Annotated in this window: 22 protein-coding genes; 10 read left to right on the top strand and 12 right to left on the bottom strand. The window is 73.4% G+C overall.

What is annotated here, in order from left to right:
* Nucleotides 1-67: 67 nt before the first annotated feature.
* The gene (locus tag ABD343_RS14035) at nucleotides 68-778 is read left to right on the top strand and encodes a PH domain-containing protein (RefSeq protein WP_425578174.1); all 711 of its coding nucleotides are present in this window, start codon (nucleotides 68-70) and stop codon (nucleotides 776-778) included.
* A 47-nt stretch (nucleotides 779-825) separates the two neighbouring features.
* Here ABD343_RS14035 and ABD343_RS14030 read toward each other — a convergent pair whose 3' ends face one another.
* The 3 genes from ABD343_RS14030 to ABD343_RS14020 are packed head-to-tail and all read right to left on the bottom strand — an operon-like array spanning nucleotide 826 to nucleotide 4,281.
* A complete protein-coding gene (locus ABD343_RS14030) occupies nucleotides 826-1,677 on the bottom strand; it encodes an arylamine N-acetyltransferase family protein (RefSeq protein ID WP_344527745.1) in 852 nt (283 codons plus the stop codon).
* A 56-nt stretch (nucleotides 1,678-1,733) separates the two neighbouring features.
* The gene (locus tag ABD343_RS14025) at nucleotides 1,734-3,425 is read right to left on the bottom strand and encodes a phospho-sugar mutase (RefSeq protein WP_344527743.1); all 1,692 of its coding nucleotides are present in this window, start codon (nucleotides 3,423-3,425) and stop codon (nucleotides 1,734-1,736) included.
* A 34-nt stretch (nucleotides 3,426-3,459) separates the two neighbouring features.
* A complete protein-coding gene (locus ABD343_RS14020) occupies nucleotides 3,460-4,281 on the bottom strand; it encodes a purine-nucleoside phosphorylase (RefSeq protein WP_344527741.1) in 822 nt (273 codons plus the stop codon).
* A gap of 277 nt (nucleotides 4,282-4,558) precedes the next feature.
* On the opposite strand from ABD343_RS14020, the gene ABD343_RS14015 reads away from it, so the two are divergent.
* Nucleotides 4,559-5,725 carry a PP2C family protein-serine/threonine phosphatase gene (locus tag ABD343_RS14015; RefSeq protein ID WP_344527739.1) on the top strand — a complete coding sequence of 389 codons (1,167 nt, stop codon included), beginning with the start codon at nucleotides 4,559-4,561 and terminating at the stop codon, nucleotides 5,723-5,725.
* On the opposite strand, the gene ABD343_RS14010 is transcribed toward ABD343_RS14015, so the two are convergent.
* Nucleotides 5,710-6,414 (bottom strand): TetR/AcrR family transcriptional regulator, encoded by a 705-nt coding sequence (locus tag ABD343_RS14010; RefSeq protein ID WP_344527737.1) that lies wholly within the window; start codon nucleotides 6,412-6,414, stop codon nucleotides 5,710-5,712. The genes ABD343_RS14015 and ABD343_RS14010 overlap by 16 nt on opposite strands.
* 117 nt (nucleotides 6,415-6,531) lie before the next feature.
* Between ABD343_RS14010 and ABD343_RS14005 the strand changes: the two genes are divergently transcribed.
* Both ABD343_RS14005 and ABD343_RS14000 read left to right on the top strand, forming a co-directional pair.
* On the top strand, nucleotides 6,532-6,918 hold the full coding sequence (locus ABD343_RS14005; protein WP_344527735.1) for a VOC family protein: 387 nt from the start codon (nucleotides 6,532-6,534) through the stop codon (nucleotides 6,916-6,918).
* Nucleotides 6,919-6,983: 65 nt separating this feature from the next.
* Nucleotides 6,984-7,697 (top strand): DUF5701 family protein, encoded by a 714-nt coding sequence (locus ABD343_RS14000; RefSeq protein WP_344527733.1) that lies wholly within the window; start codon nucleotides 6,984-6,986, stop codon nucleotides 7,695-7,697.
* Between the two features lie 42 nt (nucleotides 7,698-7,739).
* Here the strand turns inward: ABD343_RS14000 and ABD343_RS13995 are convergent, their stop codons facing one another.
* The gene (locus ABD343_RS13995; RefSeq protein WP_344527731.1) at nucleotides 7,740-8,195 is read right to left on the bottom strand and encodes a VOC family protein; all 456 of its coding nucleotides are present in this window, start codon (nucleotides 8,193-8,195) and stop codon (nucleotides 7,740-7,742) included.
* A 21-nt stretch (nucleotides 8,196-8,216) separates the two neighbouring features.
* On the opposite strand from ABD343_RS13995, the gene ABD343_RS13990 reads away from it, so the two are divergent.
* The 3 genes from ABD343_RS13990 to ABD343_RS13980 are packed head-to-tail and all read left to right on the top strand — an operon-like array spanning nucleotide 8,217 to nucleotide 9,840.
* Nucleotides 8,217-8,852: a CGNR zinc finger domain-containing protein gene (locus ABD343_RS13990; RefSeq protein ID WP_344527729.1), complete on the top strand. Its 636-nt coding sequence runs from the start codon at nucleotides 8,217-8,219 to the stop codon at nucleotides 8,850-8,852.
* 5 nt (nucleotides 8,853-8,857) lie between these two features.
* Nucleotides 8,858-9,289, top strand: coding sequence for an SRPBCC family protein (locus tag ABD343_RS13985; protein ID WP_344527727.1), 432 nt, complete (start codon nucleotides 8,858-8,860; stop codon nucleotides 9,287-9,289).
* A gap of 11 nt (nucleotides 9,290-9,300) precedes the next feature.
* A complete protein-coding gene (locus ABD343_RS13980) occupies nucleotides 9,301-9,840 on the top strand; it encodes a tetratricopeptide repeat protein (RefSeq protein WP_344527725.1) in 540 nt (179 codons plus the stop codon).
* On the opposite strand, the gene ABD343_RS13975 is transcribed toward ABD343_RS13980, so the two are convergent.
* Nucleotides 9,812-10,249, bottom strand: coding sequence for a gamma-glutamylcyclotransferase family protein (locus ABD343_RS13975; RefSeq protein ID WP_344527723.1), 438 nt, complete (start codon nucleotides 10,247-10,249; stop codon nucleotides 9,812-9,814). The two genes, ABD343_RS13980 and ABD343_RS13975, sit on opposite strands and share 29 nt — an antisense overlap.
* Nucleotides 10,250-10,345: 96 nt before the next feature.
* Here ABD343_RS13975 and ABD343_RS13970 point away from each other — a divergent pair, with 96 nt between their 5' ends.
* Both ABD343_RS13970 and ABD343_RS13965 read left to right on the top strand, forming a co-directional pair.
* Nucleotides 10,346-11,842, top strand: coding sequence for an NAD(P)H-quinone dehydrogenase (locus tag ABD343_RS13970; RefSeq protein ID WP_344527722.1), 1,497 nt, complete (start codon nucleotides 10,346-10,348; stop codon nucleotides 11,840-11,842).
* Nucleotides 11,843-11,993: 151 nt separating this feature from the next.
* The gene (locus ABD343_RS13965) at nucleotides 11,994-12,950 is read left to right on the top strand and encodes a DeoR/GlpR family DNA-binding transcription regulator (RefSeq protein WP_425578173.1); all 957 of its coding nucleotides are present in this window, start codon (nucleotides 11,994-11,996) and stop codon (nucleotides 12,948-12,950) included.
* 104 nt (nucleotides 12,951-13,054) lie between these two features.
* On the opposite strand, the gene ABD343_RS13960 is transcribed toward ABD343_RS13965, so the two are convergent.
* A complete protein-coding gene (locus tag ABD343_RS13960) occupies nucleotides 13,055-14,842 on the bottom strand; it encodes an acetyl/propionyl/methylcrotonyl-CoA carboxylase subunit alpha (RefSeq protein ID WP_344527719.1) in 1,788 nt (595 codons plus the stop codon).
* Nucleotides 14,843-15,150: 308 nt separating this feature from the next.
* On the opposite strand from ABD343_RS13960, the gene ABD343_RS13955 reads away from it, so the two are divergent.
* Nucleotides 15,151-15,567: a hypothetical protein gene (locus ABD343_RS13955; RefSeq protein ID WP_344527717.1), complete on the top strand. Its 417-nt coding sequence runs from the start codon at nucleotides 15,151-15,153 to the stop codon at nucleotides 15,565-15,567.
* On the opposite strand, the gene ABD343_RS13950 is transcribed toward ABD343_RS13955, so the two are convergent.
* The 5 genes from ABD343_RS13950 to ABD343_RS13930 all read right to left on the bottom strand — a co-directional run bounded on the left by ABD343_RS13950 (nucleotide 15,533) and on the right by ABD343_RS13930 (nucleotide 19,271).
* A complete protein-coding gene (locus ABD343_RS13950) occupies nucleotides 15,533-16,540 on the bottom strand; it encodes a hypothetical protein (RefSeq protein WP_344527716.1) in 1,008 nt (335 codons plus the stop codon). The genes ABD343_RS13955 and ABD343_RS13950 overlap by 35 nt on opposite strands.
* Nucleotides 16,541-16,544: 4 nt before the next feature.
* On the bottom strand, nucleotides 16,545-17,168 hold the full coding sequence (locus ABD343_RS13945) for a Maf family protein (protein WP_344528560.1): 624 nt from the start codon (nucleotides 17,166-17,168) through the stop codon (nucleotides 16,545-16,547).
* 61 nt (nucleotides 17,169-17,229) lie between these two features.
* Entirely contained in the window at nucleotides 17,230-17,364 is a 135-nt protein-coding gene (mmpB, locus tag ABD343_RS13940) for a morphogenic membrane protein MmpB (protein WP_344527715.1), read from the bottom strand.
* A gap of 70 nt (nucleotides 17,365-17,434) precedes the next feature.
* Nucleotides 17,435-17,638 carry an acyl-CoA carboxylase subunit epsilon gene (locus ABD343_RS13935; RefSeq protein ID WP_344527713.1) on the bottom strand — a complete coding sequence of 68 codons (204 nt, stop codon included), beginning with the start codon at nucleotides 17,636-17,638 and terminating at the stop codon, nucleotides 17,435-17,437.
* A gap of 43 nt (nucleotides 17,639-17,681) precedes the next feature.
* Nucleotides 17,682-19,271 carry an acyl-CoA carboxylase subunit beta gene (locus ABD343_RS13930; protein WP_344527711.1) on the bottom strand — a complete coding sequence of 530 codons (1,590 nt, stop codon included), beginning with the start codon at nucleotides 19,269-19,271 and terminating at the stop codon, nucleotides 17,682-17,684.
* Nucleotides 19,272-19,351 lie beyond the last annotated feature (80 nt).

Raw genomic sequence — 19,351 nt, 5'->3', positions numbered from 1 at the left:
GGCGGGAGTGGCGCCCCTCACACCCCGCGGGCTCCCGTCCCGCGGGGTGTCGGGCAGAATCGGCGGTATGAGCGAGGACGCAGAGAACGGCGAGGCCGGGCGCGGGGCCGAGGCCGGGCCGCCGGAGCCGCCGGAGCAGAAGTTCGCCGACCGGTGCTACCGGTCGCCCGCCGCGATGGCGGGCGGTGTGGTGCTGCTGGCGCTGGGGCTGTGGCTCGTCGGCGACGCCGTGCTCAACGGTGAGGGGCGCACCCCCCTCACCGCGCTCGCGGCGCTGGTGTGCGCGGCGCCGCTCGTCATCGCCTTCACCCTGCGCCCCGCCGTGTACGCGGGGGACACCCGGATGCGGGTCCGCAACCCGTTCCGGACGGTCACCGTGCCGTGGGGCGCGATCGAGTCGCTGCGGGCCGGATACTCCAGCGAGGTCGTCGCCGACGGCACCAAGTACCAGCTCTGGGCGATCCCCGTCTCGCTGCGCGCCCGCAAGAAGGCCAACCGGCACAACGAGCGCGTCGCCTCGGGGCAGGGCCCGGCGCCCGGCCCCGGCGGTCTCTTCGGCCTCGGGCGCCCCGTCCCGGACGTCTCGCCGCACGCGGCCGACCTGTCCGACAAGCGCGCCCCCTCCGACCAGGCCGTCGACGAGCTGCGCGAGCTGCGGGAGGAGCACGGCACGAGCGAGGCGGCGCAGGGCAAGGTCACGGTGCGCTGGGCGTACGAGGTCATGGGCCCGGCGCTCGCCGGAGCGATCGCCCTGGCCGTCCTGCTCGCCATGGGCTGAGGCCCGCCACGGGCTGGGGCCCGCTCCGAACCGACGGGGGTCGCCCGTTACGGACCCGCCGGGGTCTCCAGCTCCGTCAGCCTGCTCACCAGCAGCTCCGCGTCCTCCGTGCCGACGCGGATGTCGAAGACGTCGGCCAGTAGCTTGGGCACCTCGTGGGGCCGCACGGTCTCCTTGACCGGCTCCCGGCCGGGGCGCTCGGTCGTCCAGACGAGCGCGTCGAGCTGGTCGAGGCGGTCGGTGCGGAGGCGCTGGGTGAAGGGGCGGATGACGAACGGCGAGCGTGCGTTCGAGGCGACGAAGTGGTTCCCCACCGCGTAGTCCACCGGATACTGCGGGTTCTCGGTGAAGATGTGCCGCCGCAGGCGCTTCTCCGGGTCGTCCGGCTGCTCGTAGAGCGCCCAGCCGGGGTCGGCGCCGACGATCGCCTCGTGCCGCAGCTCGTACGCCCGCCCGTCGTCGGTCGTGAGCCGGGCGCCGTCCCGCAGCTCGATCGGGGCCAGCGGGCTGGCGCCGAAGCCGATGTCGGTCAGCCAGCGGGCGCCGTCCAGCTCGACGAGGAGCATGGCGTGCGTGGGCGGTCGGGGATTGTCGGCGCCCATCTGGATACGGCCGGAGACCGCGGTGAAGCGGAAGCCGAGCTTCTCCAGCGCCGCGGCGTAGAGCGTCGCGTGCTCGTAGCAGTAACCCCCGCGCCCCTGGCGGAGCAGCTTCTCCTGCACCGTCGGCAGGTCGAGGCGCACCTCGTGGTGGAGGAAGCTGTCGAGCGTGTCCCAGCGGACGGTCAGGACGTGCGCCCGGTGCACGGCGCGCAGGGTCTCCAGGGTCGGGGACCGGTCGCCCTCGTGTCCGAGGTGGGCGAGATAGGCGTCGAGGTCGAGGTGCTCGCTGCTCCACATGTGCGGGTCAACCTCCCGTCGCCGACGCCTATTCCGCCTCCTCGGCCTCAAGAGGCTCAGACCCCCGCCGCCTCCGCCAGGTCCCGCTTCACGGAGGCCAGCACGTCCGCCGCGAGCGCCCGTGCGTCCGGCAGCCCGTCCGCGCCGCCGACCGGCACCACGGCCTCCAGATAGCACTTGAGCTTGGGCTCGGTGCCGCTCGGGCGGACGATCACACGGCCGGACTCGATGCCGCGCCCCGCGTCGCCCGCCAGGTGGTAGCGCAGGCCGTCGGTCGGGGGCAGGCTCTCCGAGCCCTCGCTGAGGTCCTCCGCGCGGTCCACGCGCAGCCCCGCCAGCGCGCGCGGCGGGTTCTCGCGCAGCCGGACCATGGCGGCGGCGATCAGCGACAGGTCCTCGACGCGGACCGAGAGCTGGTCGGTGGCGTGGACGCCGTACTCGACATCGATGTCGTCGAGCAGATCGGTCAACGTCCGCCCCGCCTGCTTGAGTTCGGCGGTCAGCTCCGCGACGAGCAGCGCCGCGGTGACGCCGTCCTTGTCGCGGACGCCCTCGGGATCGACCGCGTACCCGAGCGCCTCCTCGTACCCGTAGCGCAGGCCGTCGACGCGGGCGAGCCACTTGAAGCCGGTGAGCGTCTCCTCGTACGGCAGCCCGGCCGCGCGGGCGATGCGGGAGAGCAGCGAGGAGGAGACGATCGTCGTCGCGAACGTGCCCTTCGCCCGCTTGTGGATCAGGTGCGTCGCCAGCAGCGCGCCCACCTGGTCGCCGCGGAGCATCCGCCACCCCGCGTCGGCCTCCGGGTCGGGGACGGCGACGGCGCAGCGGTCGGCGTCCGGATCGTTGGCGATGATCACGTCCGGGCCGCCGCCCTCCAGCTCCCGCGCGGTCGCGAACGCGAGGTCCATCGCGCCGGGCTCCTCCGGGTTGGGGAACGCGACGGTCGGGAAGTCCGGGTCGGGCTCGGCCTGCCCCGCCACCGGCACCGGTGCGGGGAAGCCCGCGCGCTCGAACGCGAGCCGCACCGTGCGGGAGCCGACGCCGTGCATCGCCGTGTGCACCGTACGCACGTCGCGCGGCGAGCCCTCGGTGAGCACCGCGCCCGTCCGCGCGAGGTACGCGTCGAGCAGGTCGTCGCCCAGCACCTCCCAGCCCGACTCGGGGCGCTCGACCCCGGCCAGCGGGCCGACGGCCGCGATGTCGGCGGCGATCTCCGCGTCGGCGGGCGGCACGATCTGCGTGCGGTCGCCGAGATACACCTTGTACCCGTTGTCCCGGGGCGGGTTGTGGCTGGCGGTGACCATGATCCCGGCGACGGCGCCCAGGTGCCCGATGGCGTACGCGAGGACGGGCGTCGGCAGCGGCTCCGGCAGCAGCGCGGCCCGCAGCCCGGCGCCGACCATCACGGCGGCGGTGTCGCGCGCGAAGTCGAGGCTCTTGTACCGGGCGTCGTAGCCGATGACGACGACGCCGTCGCTCCCGGCCGTCCTGCGCAGATACGCGGCGATCCCGGCCGCGGCACGGACGACGACGGCGCGGTTCATCCGCATCGGCCCCGCGCCCAGTTCGCCGCGGAGCCCGGCCGTGCCGAACTGGAGCGTGCCGGAGAAGCGGTCGCGCAGCTCGTCCAGCGCCTCCGCCTCGATGAGCTTGGCCAGCTCCTCGCGGGTCTCCGGGTCGGGGTCCTCGGCCAGCCAGGCGCGGGCCGCCTCGATGACGTGGTCAGCGTCGGTCACGTCGGTGGTCACGTCGGTCACCTCTCGTAGTGGGGGAGTGCCGGGCTCAGACCCGCTCCAGGACCTGTGCGAGGAGTGCCCCCATGCGGGTCGCGGAATCCTTGCCGGCCTGGAGCACCTCCTCGTGGTTGAGCGGCTCGCCCGTCATCCCGGCGGCCAGGTTCGTCACGAGGGAGACGCCGAGCACCTCGGCCCCCGCCTCGCGCGCCGCGATGGCCTCCAGAACGGTGGACATGCCCACGAGGTCTCCGCCGATGGTGCGCAGGAAACCGATCTCGGCGGGCGTCTCGTAGTGCGGCCCCGGGAGCTGGACGTAGACCCCCTCCTCCAGGGACGGGTCGATCTCCTGGCAGAGCGTGCGCAGCCGGGGGGAGTAGAGGTCGGTGAGGTCGACGAAGTTCGCGCCGACGATGGGCGAGGTGGCCGTGAGGTTGATGTGGTCGCTGATGAGGACCGGCTGGCCGGGGCGCATGCCCGCGCGGAGCCCGCCGCAGCCGTTGGTCAGGACGACCGTCTTGCAGCCGGCGGCGACGGCGGTCCGCACGCCGTGCGCGACGGCGGCGACGCCGCGGCCCTCGTAGTAGTGCGTACGGCCGAGGAAGACGAGCGCGCGCTTGTCGCCTATGCGGTGCGAGCGGATGGTGCCCGCGTGGCCCGCGACGGCCGGGGGCGGGAAGCCGGGCAGCTCGGTCACCGCGAACTCGTGCTCGGGCTCGCCGAGCGCGTCCGCCGCGGGCACCCAGCCCGAGCCCATCACAAGGGCGACGTCATGGCTGTCGGCCCCGGTCAGCTCCCGCAGCCGCGTGGCGGCGGCGTCGGCGGAGCGGTACGGGTCGTCGTCGGTGTGCGTAGTGGGAGATGCGTTCACGCGACGAGCGTAGCCCGTCTCGGCCTACGCGCGTAGACGGCGTGGCGAAGTCAGGACGATGCCACAGGGCCCCTCGCCGGCGCGTCGGACGATCACCTGGTCCCCTGGTGGGCTCGCCGGGCACGTCGTGCGCCCCTGTGCGGGGATCTTGCCTGTGCGGCGGGCCCCGGTCGGGCCCCGTGTGGGGATCCGGCCCTCGGGGTGTGCCGCGGGGTGCCCTGGGATGTGTCGGCGTGGGGGGCGTCGGGGGTGGTCGGGGGCGGGATATACAGGGACGATGTGGGCATATGGGCGTACCGGAGGTGCGGGCGGGTCGTCCGGGCAGCGGCGGTACGCGCTGCTGGCGTTGCCGCTGGGACTGATCGCCGTGGTGGCGGTCGTGGACATCCTCGCCCCGCCCGAGGTGCACCTCGGGCCCCTGCTCGTGGCGGCGCCCGCCGTGACGGCGGCCTTCGGCGGACCCTGGCTCGTCGCGTCGGTCGGCACCCTCGCGGCGGCCGTGCAGCTCGGGATCGGGGTCACCCGGCGCGGCTGGCTGACGCTCAACCACCAGACGCAGGCCGTCGCGCTCCTCCTCGTCACCGGCGTCGTCACGCTCTTCGTACTGCTGCGCGAGCGGCAGCGGCGGGAGATGTCCCAGGTGCGGTCGGTCTCCGAGGCCGTGCAGCGGGTGCTGCTGCGCCCGCTGCCCCCTCGGCTGGGCCCGCTCCGCGTCGCCTCCGCCTATCTGGCGGCCGACGCCGAGGCCCAGGTCGGCGGCGACCTGTTCGCGGCGGCGCGGCCCGGGGCGACGACCCGGCTCCTCATCGGCGACGTACGGGGGAAGGGGCTCGACTCGGTCAGCGACGCGGCGCTGCTGCTCGGGGCCTTCCGGGAAGCGGCGCACTGCCACGCCGACGTGTCCGGACTCGCGGCGTACCTGGAGCGGAGCGTCAGCCGCGGGCTCGCGGAGGCCGAGGGGTTCGCGGGGGACACCGGGTACGCCGGGGGCGCGGGGGCCCATGACGGCGGCGAGGACTTCGTCACCGCCGCCGTCGTGGAGATCCCCGACAGCGGGCACGAGGTCCGCGTGGTCAACTGCGGCCACCCGCCCCCGCTGCTGCTGCGCGGCAGCCACGTCGTCACGCTCCGTTCGGAAGCGCCCGAGCCCCCGCTGGGCCTGGGCGAGTTCGCCACCTCCGGGTACCGGGCCGACACCTTCCCGCTGGAGGACGGCGACCTGCTCCTCCTCTACACGGACGGCGTCATCGAGACGCGCGACGCGGCGGGCGCCTTCTACCCGCTGGCCGAACGGCTCGCGGGCTGGGCGGGCGACGGCCCCGAGACGCTCGTACGGCGTCTCAAGGCCGATCTGCTCGCCCACGGCGGCGGGAGCCTCGGCGACGACGCGGCCCTCGTCGCGCTCCGGCGCGCCGCGCCGGGGGAGGATCAGGCGGTGGCGTAGTCGCCGAGGGAGGGCTCCAGCAGGGCGAAGGCGTGCTCGGCCGCCGCCGTGACGTCGGCGCGGATCTCCGCGGCGTCCCGCCCGTCGAGGGTGAGCCGCTGGACGCGCTCGAACAGCATGCGGTGCACCGCGCCGAACAGGGCCGCGGCGGTCCGCGCCGCGAGATCGCCACGACGGGCGTCGGCTCCGGCACCGGTGTCGGCTCCGGCGTCGGCACCAGCACCGACCCCGGTCGTCTTCGCGAGGGCCTCGGCGAGCGCGGCCTCGCGCAGGTCGTGCAGGTCGCGCAGGCGGGCCGTCAGGGTGGGGCTGTCGGCGATCATCCGGGCGAAGTCGCGGGGGGCGAACCCGGCGACCGGGTCGGTGGTGTCGGCCGCCTCGGCGAACGCGCGGCGCAGGGCCGTCAGCGCCGACTCGCCCGGCGCGCGGTCGGCCACCGTCCGGGCCAGCGAGCCGACGAACGCGTCCTGGTGGTCCAGGGCCAGGTCTTCCTTGCGCGGGAAGTAGTTGGTCACCGTCTTCTTGGCCACCCGCGCGGCGGCGGCGATCTCGGCGATGGTCGTCCGCTCGAAGCCCTGGTCGAGGAAGAGGCGCGTGGCGGCGTCGGAGAGGAGCTGACGGGTCTCCTGCTTCTTGGTCTCGCGCAGCCCGGCCGGGGGCGTCTGCGCGGCGGTGGCGTCGATACTCATGGAGCAATCTTACCCTCGACGCATTTTTATGTTGACACCCCCGAGGGTGCCGCGCTAAGTTTACGTCCGTCGCAAGTTTTCCATTGGGCGACGTACGTACTCCCAGGAGGTCCACCCGTGCAGATCACCACGACGACCCTCTCCTTCACCGTCGACGACGTCGCCGCCTCGCAGAAGTTCCTCACCGCCCACCTCGGTTACGTGGAGCAGGCCGCCGCCGACGGCTTCGCCTCGCTGACCCGGCCCGACGCCGCCGCCGACATCGTCCTGCTCGCCCGCGGCACCGAGGTCCTGCCGCCCGAGCAGCGCGACCGGCGCGCGTCCGGCACGATCCTCGCCTTCACCCTCACCGGCATCGAGGCCGAGGAGAGGCGGCTGCGCGAGGAGGGTGTCGCGATCACCATGCCGCTGCGCGAGGAGCCGTGGGGCGAGCGCCTCTTCCAGGTCACCGACCCCAACGGCCTCGTGATCCAGTTCGTCGAGTGGGCCACGGAGCAGTCCTGAGCCACGGCCCCCTTACGTCCGTCACGTCCGTCACGCCCACCACCCGCACCCACCACGGAGGATCCATGCAGGCAAGCCCCACGGCCGACACCGCCACCCCCGCCCTCCCGCCGCTCCCGCCGCTCGCCGTTCAGGCGGAACGCCTGGTCGAGCTGGGGGTGCACCGGCTCGCGGGGGTGTCCGCCGACGAGGTGCGCGGCTTCGCCGCCCGCGCCGCCGGGGCCGCCGGGGCCGACGGCGCGGGCGAGGGCGAGGGCGGGGGTGACGGCGGCGCCCTGCTCGCCGTCCACCCGGACCGGGTCCCCGCCTCGGCCCTCGTCCCGCTGCTCGACCGCGGGGGCAAGCCCGGCTTCGTCGTGACCGACATGGCGGACATCGACGACTTCGCGCCCTGCGGCATCGAGCTGCCCGAGGGGCCGGGGCCCCTCTATCTGGTGGGCGCCCCGGACCGCGGCGACGACCTGGCCAACTGGAGCCCGCAGGAGGCCCTGCCCGAGCTGGCCGGGCGGGGCCGGAGCCCGATGCTGCTGAGCGAGGGCGTCCACTGGGTGCTCCAGCAGCCCGCGGCGCTGGAGCGCAACCGCTGCTTCATGACGATCGGCTCCCGGCTGCGCAAGGCGAACGGCACGTTCGACGCCCGTACGCCCGCGCTGTGGATCAGCAACGGCACCGGGCGCGACGGCCGCGAGCGGCGCGGCGCCCCCAAGGCCGGCTGGTGCTGGTGGAACAACCGCCACACCTGGCTCGGCTTCGCCTCCACCACGGGCCGTACGGCGTAACGGCATCACGGCATAGGGGCCAGCCCGGGCCCGGGCCCGGGCTCAGGCGGCGCAGAACTCGTTGCCCTCCGGGTCCCGCATGAGCCACCAGCGTCCCGCCATGCCCTTGTCGATCTCGCGGACGCGGGTGGCGCCCAGCTTCTCCAGGCGGTCGGCGAGCGCGTCCGTGCCCTCGGGTCCGGCGTGGACGTCGACGTGGAGGCGGTTCTTGACCGTCTTGCCCTCCGGCACGTCCTGGAAGAGCAGCCGCCTCCCCCGGCCCACGCCGCTCGCCTCGTCGAAGGGGTCCTCCGGGTGCCGGATCCCGGCGTACCCCCGGAAGATCTTCCGGCCTCCGTGCTCGGTGACCACGTCCTCGCCGATGTGTCCCGCCGCCAGGAGCTGCCCGATGAGAGGGCTCGGGTCCTCCACCTCGTACTGCAGCGCGGCGGCCCAGAAGTCCGCGAGCGCGGGGGCGTCCTGGGCGTCGATGACCAGTTTCCAGTTCAGTGCCGTCATGTAACTGGTTATACTGGTTACATGGACTCGACGGCAAGCACCGGGATGCTGATGCGTCCCTTCACCGGGGCGCCCTTCCGGTTCGATCCCGGCGCGCTCAGCCTGGAGCTGCTGACGACCGGCGGCCCGGGGCCGTACAGGCGGTACGAGGCGCTGCACGCCCCCGAGGACCTCGCCGCGTGGGCCGAGCGCTCCCGGCTGACGCCGACGCCCGCGCTGGAGATATCCGCGGCGCAGGTCGCGGACGCGCGCGAGCTGCGCGACGCCCTCTTCCGCGCCGCCACGGCCCGCGCGCACGGCGAGCGCCCGGCCGCCGCCGACGTGACCGTGCTCAACGAGGCGGCGGCGTGTCCCCCGCTCGCCCCCGTCCTCGCCCCGGACGGCGCCGAGCGGCGCTGGGCCGCGCCCGCCGACGGCACCCGGCTGCTCGCCACGGTCGCGCGCGACGCGGTCGAGCTGCTGACGGGGCCGTACGCGCACCGCGTGCGGGTCTGCTCCGGCGAGAACTGTGCGCTCGTCTACGTGGACACGTCGCGCCCCGGCCGCCGCCGCTGGTGCTCGATGGAGCGCTGCGGCAACCGCCACAAGGTCCGCGCCCTGCGCGAGCGCCGCGAGCGCCGCGCGGGCGAACAGGAAGACGAACAAGAAGAGAGGTGAGGAAGATGCGCGCACGCCCCACGGGACTCACCAAGGACGCGGGATGGCAGATCGGCGTCTCCCGCACGCTGCCCCATCCGCCGTCCGCCGTCTGGGAGTTCGTCAGCGGCCCCGAGGGCCTCGCCCTGTGGCTCGGCCCCGGCGCGGAGCTGACGCCCGAGCGCGGCGCCCCGTACCGCACGGCGGACGGCGTCGAGGGCGAGGTCCGCGGCTATCGGCCGGGCGACCGCATCCGTGTCACCTACGGCCCGACGACCGTCCAGGTGGCCGTCTCCCCGGCCGGGGACGGCACCCGCGCGGTCCTCCGCCTCCACCAGGAGCGCATGGCCTCGCGGGAGGAGCGCGAGCGGCAGCGTGCCCACTGGCGGGACGTCGCCGCGAGGATCGCCGCGGCGCTCGACGGACGCGCCGACCCCGGCGCGTCCGCGCGCCCGTAGACTCCGCGCCTGTGGACGAGCCGAACAGCGGGGACGAGCCGGACAGCAGGGACGAGGCGCTCGCCGAGGCCGTACGGCTGCGGGGCGCGGGGGAGCGCGAGGCGGCGCGGCAGCGGCTGCTCACGCTGAGCGCGCGCCACCCGGACGACGCCGAGATCGCCTACCAGACCGCCTGGGCCCACGACGTGCTCGGCCTGGAGCGGGAGGCGGTCCCCTTCTACGAGCGCGCGCTCGCGGCGGAGGCCCCGCCGCTCACCGACGACGACCGCCGGGGCGCGCTGCTCGGCCTCGGCAGCACGTACCGCGTGCTCGGCGCGCACGAGCGTGCCGTCGCCCTGCTGCGCGAGGCCGCCGCGGCCTACCCGGAGGACGGCGCGCTGCGCGCGTTCCTCGCGATGGCCCTGCACAACACGGGCGCGCACGAGGAGGCCATGCGCCTGCTCCTGGTCCTCCTCGCCGACACCAGCGACGACCCCTCCGTACGGGAGTACCGCGCGGCGCTCGCGCACTACGCGACGGACCTCAGCACGGCCGCTTCCGCAGCTCCATGACGTAGTCGTGCGGGGCGCCCGCGGACTCGGCGGCGTCGGCGATGTCCCCGAGATAGCGGGCGGAGGGCAGCCCGCCCTCGTAGCCGTTGAGGACGTAGCACCACGCGGGCTCGTCGCCGTCGAGGGTGTGCACGCGCACCCGCATCCGCCGGTAGATGTCGAGCCCGACGCCCTCCCAGCGGTCCATGGAGTCCTCGTCCATCGGCGCGATGTCGTAGAGCGCGACGAAGATCTGCGCGCGGGGCGCCTCGACGACCGTGGCCAGCGCCCCGTCCCACCCCATGTGCTCGCCGCCGAAGGTGAGCCGCCAGTCGGTGACCCACCCCGTGCCGCGCAGCGGGGAGTGCGGGGCGCGGCGTGCCATGAGCCGTGCGTCGAGGTTGCCGGCGTAGGCGGCATAGAGCGACATGCGCACGAGGGTACGCCGACGGGCACGGTCCTCTCTTTCACGTGCGCCCCGGCCGACGCGAACCCCGCCGGGTGATCCCCTGTCGCGTGCGGGACAATGGAGTATGTGACTCGGATCGTGATCATCGGTGGCGGACCTGGCGGATACGAGGCTGCGCTGGTCGCGGCGCAGCTCGGCGCGGAGGTGACCGTCGTCGACTGCGACGGGCTCGGCGGGGCCTCGGTGCTCACCGACTGCGTGCCGTCCAAGACGCTCATCGCCACCGCCGAGGTGATGACGAACTTCGACTCCTCGTACGAGGAGCTGGGCATCCGCGTCGAGGACACGACGCACGACCCGGACGACCCGGCGCGGGTCGTCGGCGTCGACCTGGGGAAGGTCAACCGCCGGGTGAAGCGCCTCGCGCTGGCGCAGTCGCACGACATCACGGCCTCCGTCACCCGCGCGGGCGTGCGCGTGATGCGCGGGCGCGGGCGGCTGGAGCCGGGGCAGGCCACGGACGGGTCGCGGCGCATCACCGTGACCGCCGCCGACGGCTCGCAGGAGGAGCTGACGGCCGACGCCGTGCTCGTCGCCACCGGCGGGCACCCCCGCGAGATCCCCGACGCGCTCCCCGACGGCGAGCGGATCCTCAACTGGACGCAGGTGTACGACCTGGAGGAGCTGCCCGAGGAGCTGATCGTGGTCGGCTCCGGCGTGACCGGTGCCGAGTTCGCGGGCGCCTACCAGGCGTTGGGCTCGCAGGTCACCCTCGTCTCCTCGCGCGACCGCGTGCTGCCGGGCGAGGACCCGGACGCGGCGGCGGTGCTGGAGGACGTCTTCCGGCGGCGCGGGATGAACGTGATGAGCCGTTCCCGGGCGGCGTCCGCGAAACGTGTGCCGGGCTCGTATCAGGGACCCTCCTCGCCGAAGGCGGGCAAGGAGGGACGGGTCGGCGACCGTGTCGAGGTCACCCTCCAGGACGGCCGTACGATCACGGGTTCGCACTGCCTCGTCGCGGTCGGCGCCGTGCCGAACACGGCGGACATGGGCCTGGAGGAGGCCGGGGTCGTGCTCAAGGAGTCGGGGCACATCCGTACGGACAAGGTCTCCCGTACGTCGGCGCCCGGGGTGTACGCGGCGGGTGACTGCACCGGCGTCTTCGCGCTCGCGTCCGTCGCCGCGATGCAGGGCCGGATCGCGATGTACCACTTCCTGGGCGACGCGGTGGCGCCGCTCAACCTCAAGGCCGTCTCCGCGAACGTCTTCACGGACCCGGAGATCGCCACCGTCGGCTACAGCCAGGCGGACGTGGACAACGGGAAGATCGACGCGCGCGTCGTGAAGCTGCCGCTGCTGCGCAACCCGCGCGCGAAGATGCAGGGCATCCGCGACGGCTTCGTGAAGCTCTTCTGCCGCCCCGGGACCGGCATCGTGGTCGGCGGCGTGGTCGTCGCGCCGCGGGCCAGCGAGCTGATCCACCCCATCTCGATCGCGGTCGACAACAATCTGACAGTGGAACAGATCGCGAACGCCTTCACTGTGTACCCGTCCCTGACCGGCTCGATCGCCGAGGTCGCGCGCCAGCTCCACACGCGGAAGACCGCGGAGTAGCCAGGACGGCGCCGGGTGGGGCCCTCTACCACATCAGGGGTCCGCGTACGAACAACTTCTGTTAATCGGCGCAAACTGCTGAAAGCAGACGGTCGTTGGCGTTACTGTCAGTTTCGTGTTCGCTGCGGAACGTCGTCAATTGATCCTTGAAATGGTGCGAGCTAACGGGGCCGTCTCGCTCCGTGAGCTGGCCCGCGTCGTCCAGACCTCAGAAGTGACCGTGCGTCGTGACGTACGGGCGCTGGAGGCAGAAGGACTGCTCGACCGCCGACACGGCGGTGCCGTGCTCCCGGGCGGCTTCTCCCGGGAATCCGGCTTCCCACAGAAATCCCATCTAGCGACCGCGGAGAAGACGGCCATCGCCGATCTCGCCGCGGGCCTCGTCGGAGAGGGCGAGGCCGTCGTCGTCGGCGCCGGGACGACGACGCAGGAGCTGGCGCGGCGCCTCGCGCGCGTCCCCGGCCTGACCGTCGTCACCAACTCGCTGCTGGTCGCCCAGGCGCTGGCACACGCCAACCGGGTCGAGGTCGTCATGACCGGAGGCACCCTGCGCGGCTCCAACTACGCGCTGGTCGGCAGCGGTGCCGAGCAGTCCCTGCACGGGCTGCGCGTCTCCCGCGCGTTCCTCTCGGGGAGCGGGCTGACGGCCGAGCGCGGCCTGTCCACGTCCAACATGCTCTCCGCGAGCGTGGACCGGGCGCTGGTGCAGGCCGCCGCGGAGGTCGTGGTCCTGGCCGACCATACGAAGCTCGGAACCGACACGATGTTCCAGACCGTGCCGACGGATCTCATCACCCGTCTGGTCACGGACGAGCCGCCGCCGCACGACGACCGTGCGGAGACGGAGCTTCAGGCGCTGGCCGACCGGGGCGTGCAGATCGCCGTCGCGGGACCGGTGCGCTCCGCACCGCCCCCGGCGGGTGAGGAACGGCGCGAGATGCGGGACGTCCAGATGCCGGGGCCCCGGCGGAATCCGGGTCCGCCGGGCGGAGGCGGGAGTTCCACACCCCCGCCGCCGACGCAACTGCGGAGCGCGACGTCCCTGCCGGACGGACCGGCGCCGGCGAAGTCCCCCCGGGTCGCCGACCTGGCTCCCCGCCGCCGCTGACAGGAGCGACAACGCCCGGGTGCGCCCGCCTCGTACGGAAGAGGCGGGCGCACCCGGGCGTACGGCCCTTGAGCCCGGTCGGTCCCCGAGGTCGGTCCCCGAGGTCAGTCCTTGATCTCGCAGATGACCGCGCCGGACGAGATCGAGGCGCCGATCTCGGCGCTGAGGTCCTTGACGGTGCCCGCGCGGTGCGCGTTGAGCGGCTGCTCCATCTTCATGGCCTCCAGGACGACGACGAGTTCGCCCTCCTCGACGTGCTGGCCCTCCTCGACGGCGACCTTGACGATCGTGCCCTGCATCGGGGAGGCGAGGGCGTCGCCGGAGGCGGCGGAGCCGGACTTCTTGGCGGCCTTGCGGCGCGGCTTGCGCGCCCCGCCCTCGATCGCGGCACGGGCCAGCGGCATCCCCAGCGAGGAGGGCAGCGAGACCTCCAGGCGCTTGCCGCCGACCTCGACGACGACGGTCTCGCGGGAGCCCTCGTCGTCGGTCTCCTCCTCCACGCCGGCGCCGGGCGCCGCGTAGGGCTGGATCTCGTTGACGAACTCCGTCTCGATCCACCGGGTGTGGACGTCGAACGGCTCACCCTCGCGCCCGTCGACCTCCGGCGCGAACGCGGCGTCCCGGACCACGGTGCGGTGGAAGGGGATCGCGGTGGCCATGCCCTCGACGGTGAACTCGTCCAGCGCCCGCGCCGCCCGCTCCAGGGCCTGGCGGCGGGTCGAGCCGGTGACGATGAGCTTGGCCAGCAGCGAGTCCCAGGCCGGGCCGATGACCGAGCCGGACTCCACGCCCGCGTCCAGCCGGACGCCGGGACCGGTCGGCGGGGCGAAGGTGGTCACGGTGCCCGGCGCCGGGAGGAAGTTGCGGCCCGGGTCCTCGCCGTTGATGCGGAACTCGAAGGAGTGACCGCGCAGCGCCGGGTCGTCGTAGCCCAGCTCCTCGCCGTCGGCGATACGGAACATCTCGCGCACCAGGTCGATGCCCGCGACCTCCTCGGTCACCGGGTGCTCGACCTGCAGGCGGGTGTTGACCTCCAGGAAGGAGATCGTGCCGTCCTGGCCGACGAGGAACTCGCAGGTGCCCGCGCCCTCGTACCCCGCCTCGCGCAGGATCGCCTTCGACGCGCGGTACAGCTCGGCGTTCTGCTCCTCCGTCAGGAACGGCGCGGGGGCCTCCTCGACGAGCTTCTGGTGACGGCGCTGGAGGGAGCAGTCGCGGGTCGAGACGACCACGACGTTCCCGTGCTTGTCCGCCAGGCACTGCGTCTCCACGTGCCGGGGACGGTCCAGATAGCGCTCGACGAAGCACTCGCCGCGGCCGAAGGACTGCACGGCCTCGCGCACCGCCGAGTCGTACAGCTCGGGGACCTCCTCCAGCGTGCGGGCGACCTTCAGGCCGCGACCGCCGCCGCCGAAGGCGGCCTTGATGGCGATGGGCAGACCGTGCTCCTCCGCGAACGCCACGACCTCCTCGGAGCCCGAGACCGGGTCCTTGGTCCCCGCCACCAGCGGGGCGCCCGCGCGCTGCGCGATATGGCGCGCGGCGACCTTGTCGCCCAGGTCGCGGATGGCGTGCGGCGGCGGACCGATCCAGGTCAGCCCCGCGTCCAGCACGGCCTGCGCGAACTCGGCGTTCTCCGAGAGGAACCCGTAGCCCGGGTGGACGGCGTCCGCGCCCGCGTCGGCGGCGGCCTTGAGCACCTTGGCGACGTCCAGGTAGCTCGCCGCCGGGGTGTCACCGCCCAGGGCGTATGCCTCATCGGCCACACGGACATGCAGCGCGTCCCGGTCCGGCTCGGCATATACAGCGACGCTCGCGATTCCCGCGTCCCGGCAGGCGCGGGCCACGCGGACCGCGATCTCGCCGCGATTGGCGATGAGCACCTTGCGCACGATGGCTCCCTCCTTGAAACAAGCTGAGTTTAGGTACTGGCGACACCCCACGCCGAGCCGCCAAGGGGGGTGAGCTTGCCCACACAGAGTGTCACCCGTCGGTACCACGGGAGCCTCGTCCCCCGTCGTTCCAAGGTACGCCGGGTTTTGGCGTTCGCCCGCCGCCCCCGGGATGTGGTCTTGCTCTCTGTGCCTCCACCCCCGGTCCGGGGCGTCTTCTTTGTGGGATCCCTATGAAACGCTGGAAGAAACTTTGCGCTGCGTCCCACCCCTTGCCCCGGCCCGTACCCGTGAGTAGCGTGCGCGCCGTGAAGAGACTGGGGCACAGGAGAACGGTCGCCGCCGCCGCGGCGCTCGCGCTGACCCTGGAGGCGGTCGTCCTCGTACTGGTCAACCTCTTCCTGGGCAAGGTCGTTGACGCGCAGGACATGTCGCTGGCGGGAATCGATCCTCGGGCGATGACGGTGTCCGCCTGGATCGGCGCCGCGCTCATCGGGGGCTATCTCGCCGGCTGCGCGCTGATACTCGCCCGCAGCGCCGTGCGGGACAAGTCGCCGCTGGGCTTCTTCCGTATCGTCCTGATCAGTTGCGCCGTCGTCCACGGGCTGCTGGGTGCCTTCTCGATCGGTCTCGTCGGCTGGACCGCGTTCCTGGTGATGATGGCCGTCCTCGGCCTCATCGTGTGGTCCCTCACCTGGTACGGCGCTCCCGCGCAGGCTCACTGAGGTCGGCGCTCCACCACGTCGTCCCGCTGAACACGTGCAGGACGCCCGCGTGTCCGTGGCCCGAGAACCTCCCCAGCGCCCCGCCGCCGGGCAGGGCCAGGCGGTAGCGCGCACCGGGGACGGCCCGGCCGTCGTCCTCCAGCGTCGTGTACGTCAGCACGTCGTGCCTGTCCTCCCCGCCCACCTGGGCGACCGTACGGTCCCGCCCCAGCGGAACGGCCCAGCCGCCGCCCGTCCCCTCCAGGCTCCAGCCGCGGCGGGGCCCCGCGCCCTCGGACGGGTCGAAGCGGACCAGGACGCGTTCGCGCATGTTGTGGAAGGACGTCCAGACGGTGGTGGACTCCAGGGCCACGCGGGGGGTTTCGGCGGGCAGCCCCCAGGGGCCGTCACCGGGGAGTGGGCGGTCCGGTGTGAGGTCGTCGGCGAACCTGACCAGGCCGTCGGAGCCGATCGGTTCCGGACCGTCCGGGCCGCCCCAGCCGTTGTTCCCGAAGATGCCCTCGTCGAAGTAGCTCACCCAGATGCCGTCGGCCACGTCCGTGCGGATGCCGGCGATCCCGTCGCCCAACGTGCCCCGCGCCAGCAGGCGTCCGTCCGCGCCGTGGATCTCGGCGTTGCGCTCCGGACCCTCCTCGGGGTGATACACGCAGCGCGCGCCCACCACCAGGACCCGGCCGCCGGAGAGCGGCTGGGCGCGCGGCACGGCGAGCGCGGTCTCCAGCGCGGTCACCACCGGCTCCGGCCCGTAGGTCACGAACCGCATCGGAACGCCGCCGTCCAGACGCGTTCTCGGCACCCCCACCCCGTTCGGCAGGATGTCCTTGGCGATCTGCTCCCCGTGGTCCGCGGGCGCCGTCCACAGCGCGACCGGCTCGCCGTGCGGGGAGAGCGAGACGCAGGCCGCCGTGTCGCCCTCCTCGGGCGGCGCCAGCTCTCCCCGGAACGTCAGCTCGACCGTGGGCAGGTCCGTCATCCGCTCACGCCCACAAGTCGGTGATCGCGACGTCCAGTTCGGCCAGGAGCGCGCGGAGCGTCGGCATCGAGAGCCCGATGACGTTGCCGTGGTCGCCCTCGATGCCCTCGACGAACGGCGCCGAGCGGCCGTCGAGGGTGAAGGCGCCCGCCACATGGAGGGGCTCGCCGCTCGCCACGTAGGCCGCGACCTCCGCGTCCGTGGGCTCCCCGAAGCGGACCACGGTGGACGCCGTCGTGGACGTACGTCCGCCGCCCTCGCGGGTGTCGATGACGCAGTGCCCGGTCCTGAGGACGCCCGCGCGGCCCCGCATGGCCTTCCAGCGGGCCGTGGCCTCCTCCGCGTCCGCGGGCTTGCCCAGGGCCTCGCCGTCCAGCTCCAGGACCGAGTCGCAGCCGACGACGAGCGCGCCCGCCGCCTCCGGGCGCGCGGCGACCGCCGCGGCCTTCGCCTCGGCGAGGACCTTCGCGAGTTCCGCCGGATTCGCGGCCGTCAGCGCGTCCTCGTCCACCCCGCTCACGATCACTTCGGGGGCGAGGCCCGCCTGCCGGAGCAGGCCGAGGCGGGCGGGGGAGGCGGAGGCGAGCACGAGGCGGGGGCGCGGTGCTGAGTCGGTCATGGCCGCCATCGTACGAGCGGCCATGGGGTACCTCCCTGCTCGAAGAGCTTGGGGGAGGGCCCGGGCCCGGTCACACGTTGCTCGCGTGCAGCAGCAGCATCACGACGGCGACGACGACCGGCAGCACCCAGTACAGACGCTCCAACTTCGTCCGGGCCGCGCGGGTTTCCTCGTCCGGCTCGTCACGGGGATCCGACCACAGCATCGACCGATGATGGAACGGAACGCCCCGCTCGCGCCTGAGTACGCGTACTCAGATCAGCCGCGTGCTCGTGTCAGCCGGGCCAGAAGGACCGGCGCCAGGTGCCGGGGCCGGGTGCCGGGGTCCGCCCCGGCACCGTGCGGGCCGGGTCGGACCACGCGCTGCGCACGGCGCCGGCGGGCTCCGCGGTGGCTGCCGCGGCGGCCCGCACTCTGACCACCGCCAGGGTGGCGGCCAGCTCCTCCGGCGTCGGATTGCCTCGTACGACCTTGATCATGGCGCTGCCTCCTCGACGCGCTCGCTGCGGGGTGCTGCCGGGCTCAGAGCGGGATGTTGCCGTGCTTCTTGGGCGGAAGCTGTTCCCGCTTGGAGCGCAGCGTGCGCAGGCCCCGGGTGATGTGGCGGCGGGTCTCGGACGGCCGGATCACGGCGTCGACGTAGCCGCGCTCGGCCGCCACGTACGGGTTCAGCAACGTGTCCTCGTACTCCTGGGTGAGCTGCTCGCGCAGCTCCTCGCGGCCGTCCTCGGGGGCCGCCGCGAGGGTCTTGCGGTGCAGGATGTTGACCGCGCCCTGGGCGCCCATGACGGCGATCTGGGCCGTCGGCCAGGCGAAGTTGAGGTCGGCGCCGAGGTGCTTGGAGCCCATGACGTCGTACGCGCCGCCGAACGCCTTGCGGGTGATGACGGTGACGAGCGGGACCGTGGCCTCCGCGTAGGCGTAGATGAGCTTGGCGCCGCGGCGGATGATGCCGTCGTACTCCTGGTCGGTGCCCGGCAGGAAGCCGGGGACGTCCACGAAGGTGAGCACCGGCACGTTGAACGCGTCGCACGTGCGCACGAAGCGGGCGGCCTTCTCGCTCGCGTCGATGTTGAGGCACCCGGCGAACTGCAGCGGCTGGTTGGCGACGACGCCCACCGCCTGGCCCTCGATCCGCCCGAAACCGGTGATGATGTTCGGCGCGAACAGGGCCTGCGTCTCCAGGAACTCCCCGTCGTCGAGCACGTGCTCGATCACACCGTGCATGTCGTACGGCTGGTTCGCGGAGTCCGGGATCAGCGTGTCCAGCTCGCGGTCCTCGTCCGAGGTCTCCAGGTCCGCCTCCTCGGGGAAGACCGGCGGCTCGGAGAGGTTGTTGGACGGCAGGTAGGACAGCAGCGCCTTCACGTACTCGATGGCGTCCTTCTCGTCGCCCGCCATGTGGTGCGCGACGCCGGACGTCGTGTTGTGCGTACGGGCGCCGCCCAGCTCCTCGAAGCCGACGTCCTCGCCGGTGACCGTCTTGATGACGTCCGGGCCCGTGATGAACATGTGCGAGGTCTGGTCGACCATCACCGTGAAGTCGGTGATCGCCGGGGAGTACACCGCGCCGCCCGCGCAGGGGCCCAGGACGAGGCTGATCTGCGGGATCACGCCGGAGGCGTGCGTGTTGCGGCGGAAGATCTCCGCGAACAGGCCGAGCGCCGCGACGCCCTCCTGGATACGGGCGCCGCCGCCGTCATTGATCCCGATGACCGGACATCCGGTCTTCAGGGCGAAGTCCATGACCTTGACGATCTTCTCGCCGTAGACCTCGCCGAGCGCGCCGCCGAAAATGGTGAAGTCCTGCGAGAACACGCAGACGGGGCGGCCGTCCACGGTTCCGTAACCGGTGACGACCCCGTCCCCGTACGGGCGGTTCTTCTCCAGCCCGAAGTTGGTCGAGCGGTGCCGTGCGAACTCGTCCAGCTCCGTGAACGAGCCCTCGTCGAGCAGCAGTTCCACTCGCTCACGGGCCGTCAGCTTGCCCTTGGCGTGCTGCTTCTCCACCGCGCGCTCCGAGCCCGCGTGCACCGCCTCGGCGGTACGCCGCTCGAAATCCGCGATCTTGCCCGCGGTGGTGTGGATGTCTGGGCTCGCCTGCTCTGACATCTGCGGGGGGCTCCTACTCGCTCGTCATCGGGGGCTACCGGTTCGTAGGTTATCGGCGCGCGTCGGTTCTGACGGTGCGG

The organism is Streptomyces albiaxialis (assembly GCF_039530985.1).
Lineage (GTDB): Bacteria > Actinomycetota > Actinomycetes > Streptomycetales > Streptomycetaceae > Streptomyces > Streptomyces albiaxialis.
The sequence above is the reverse complement of the archived record's forward strand: the minus strand, read 5'-3'. Positions and strand labels throughout refer to the sequence as shown.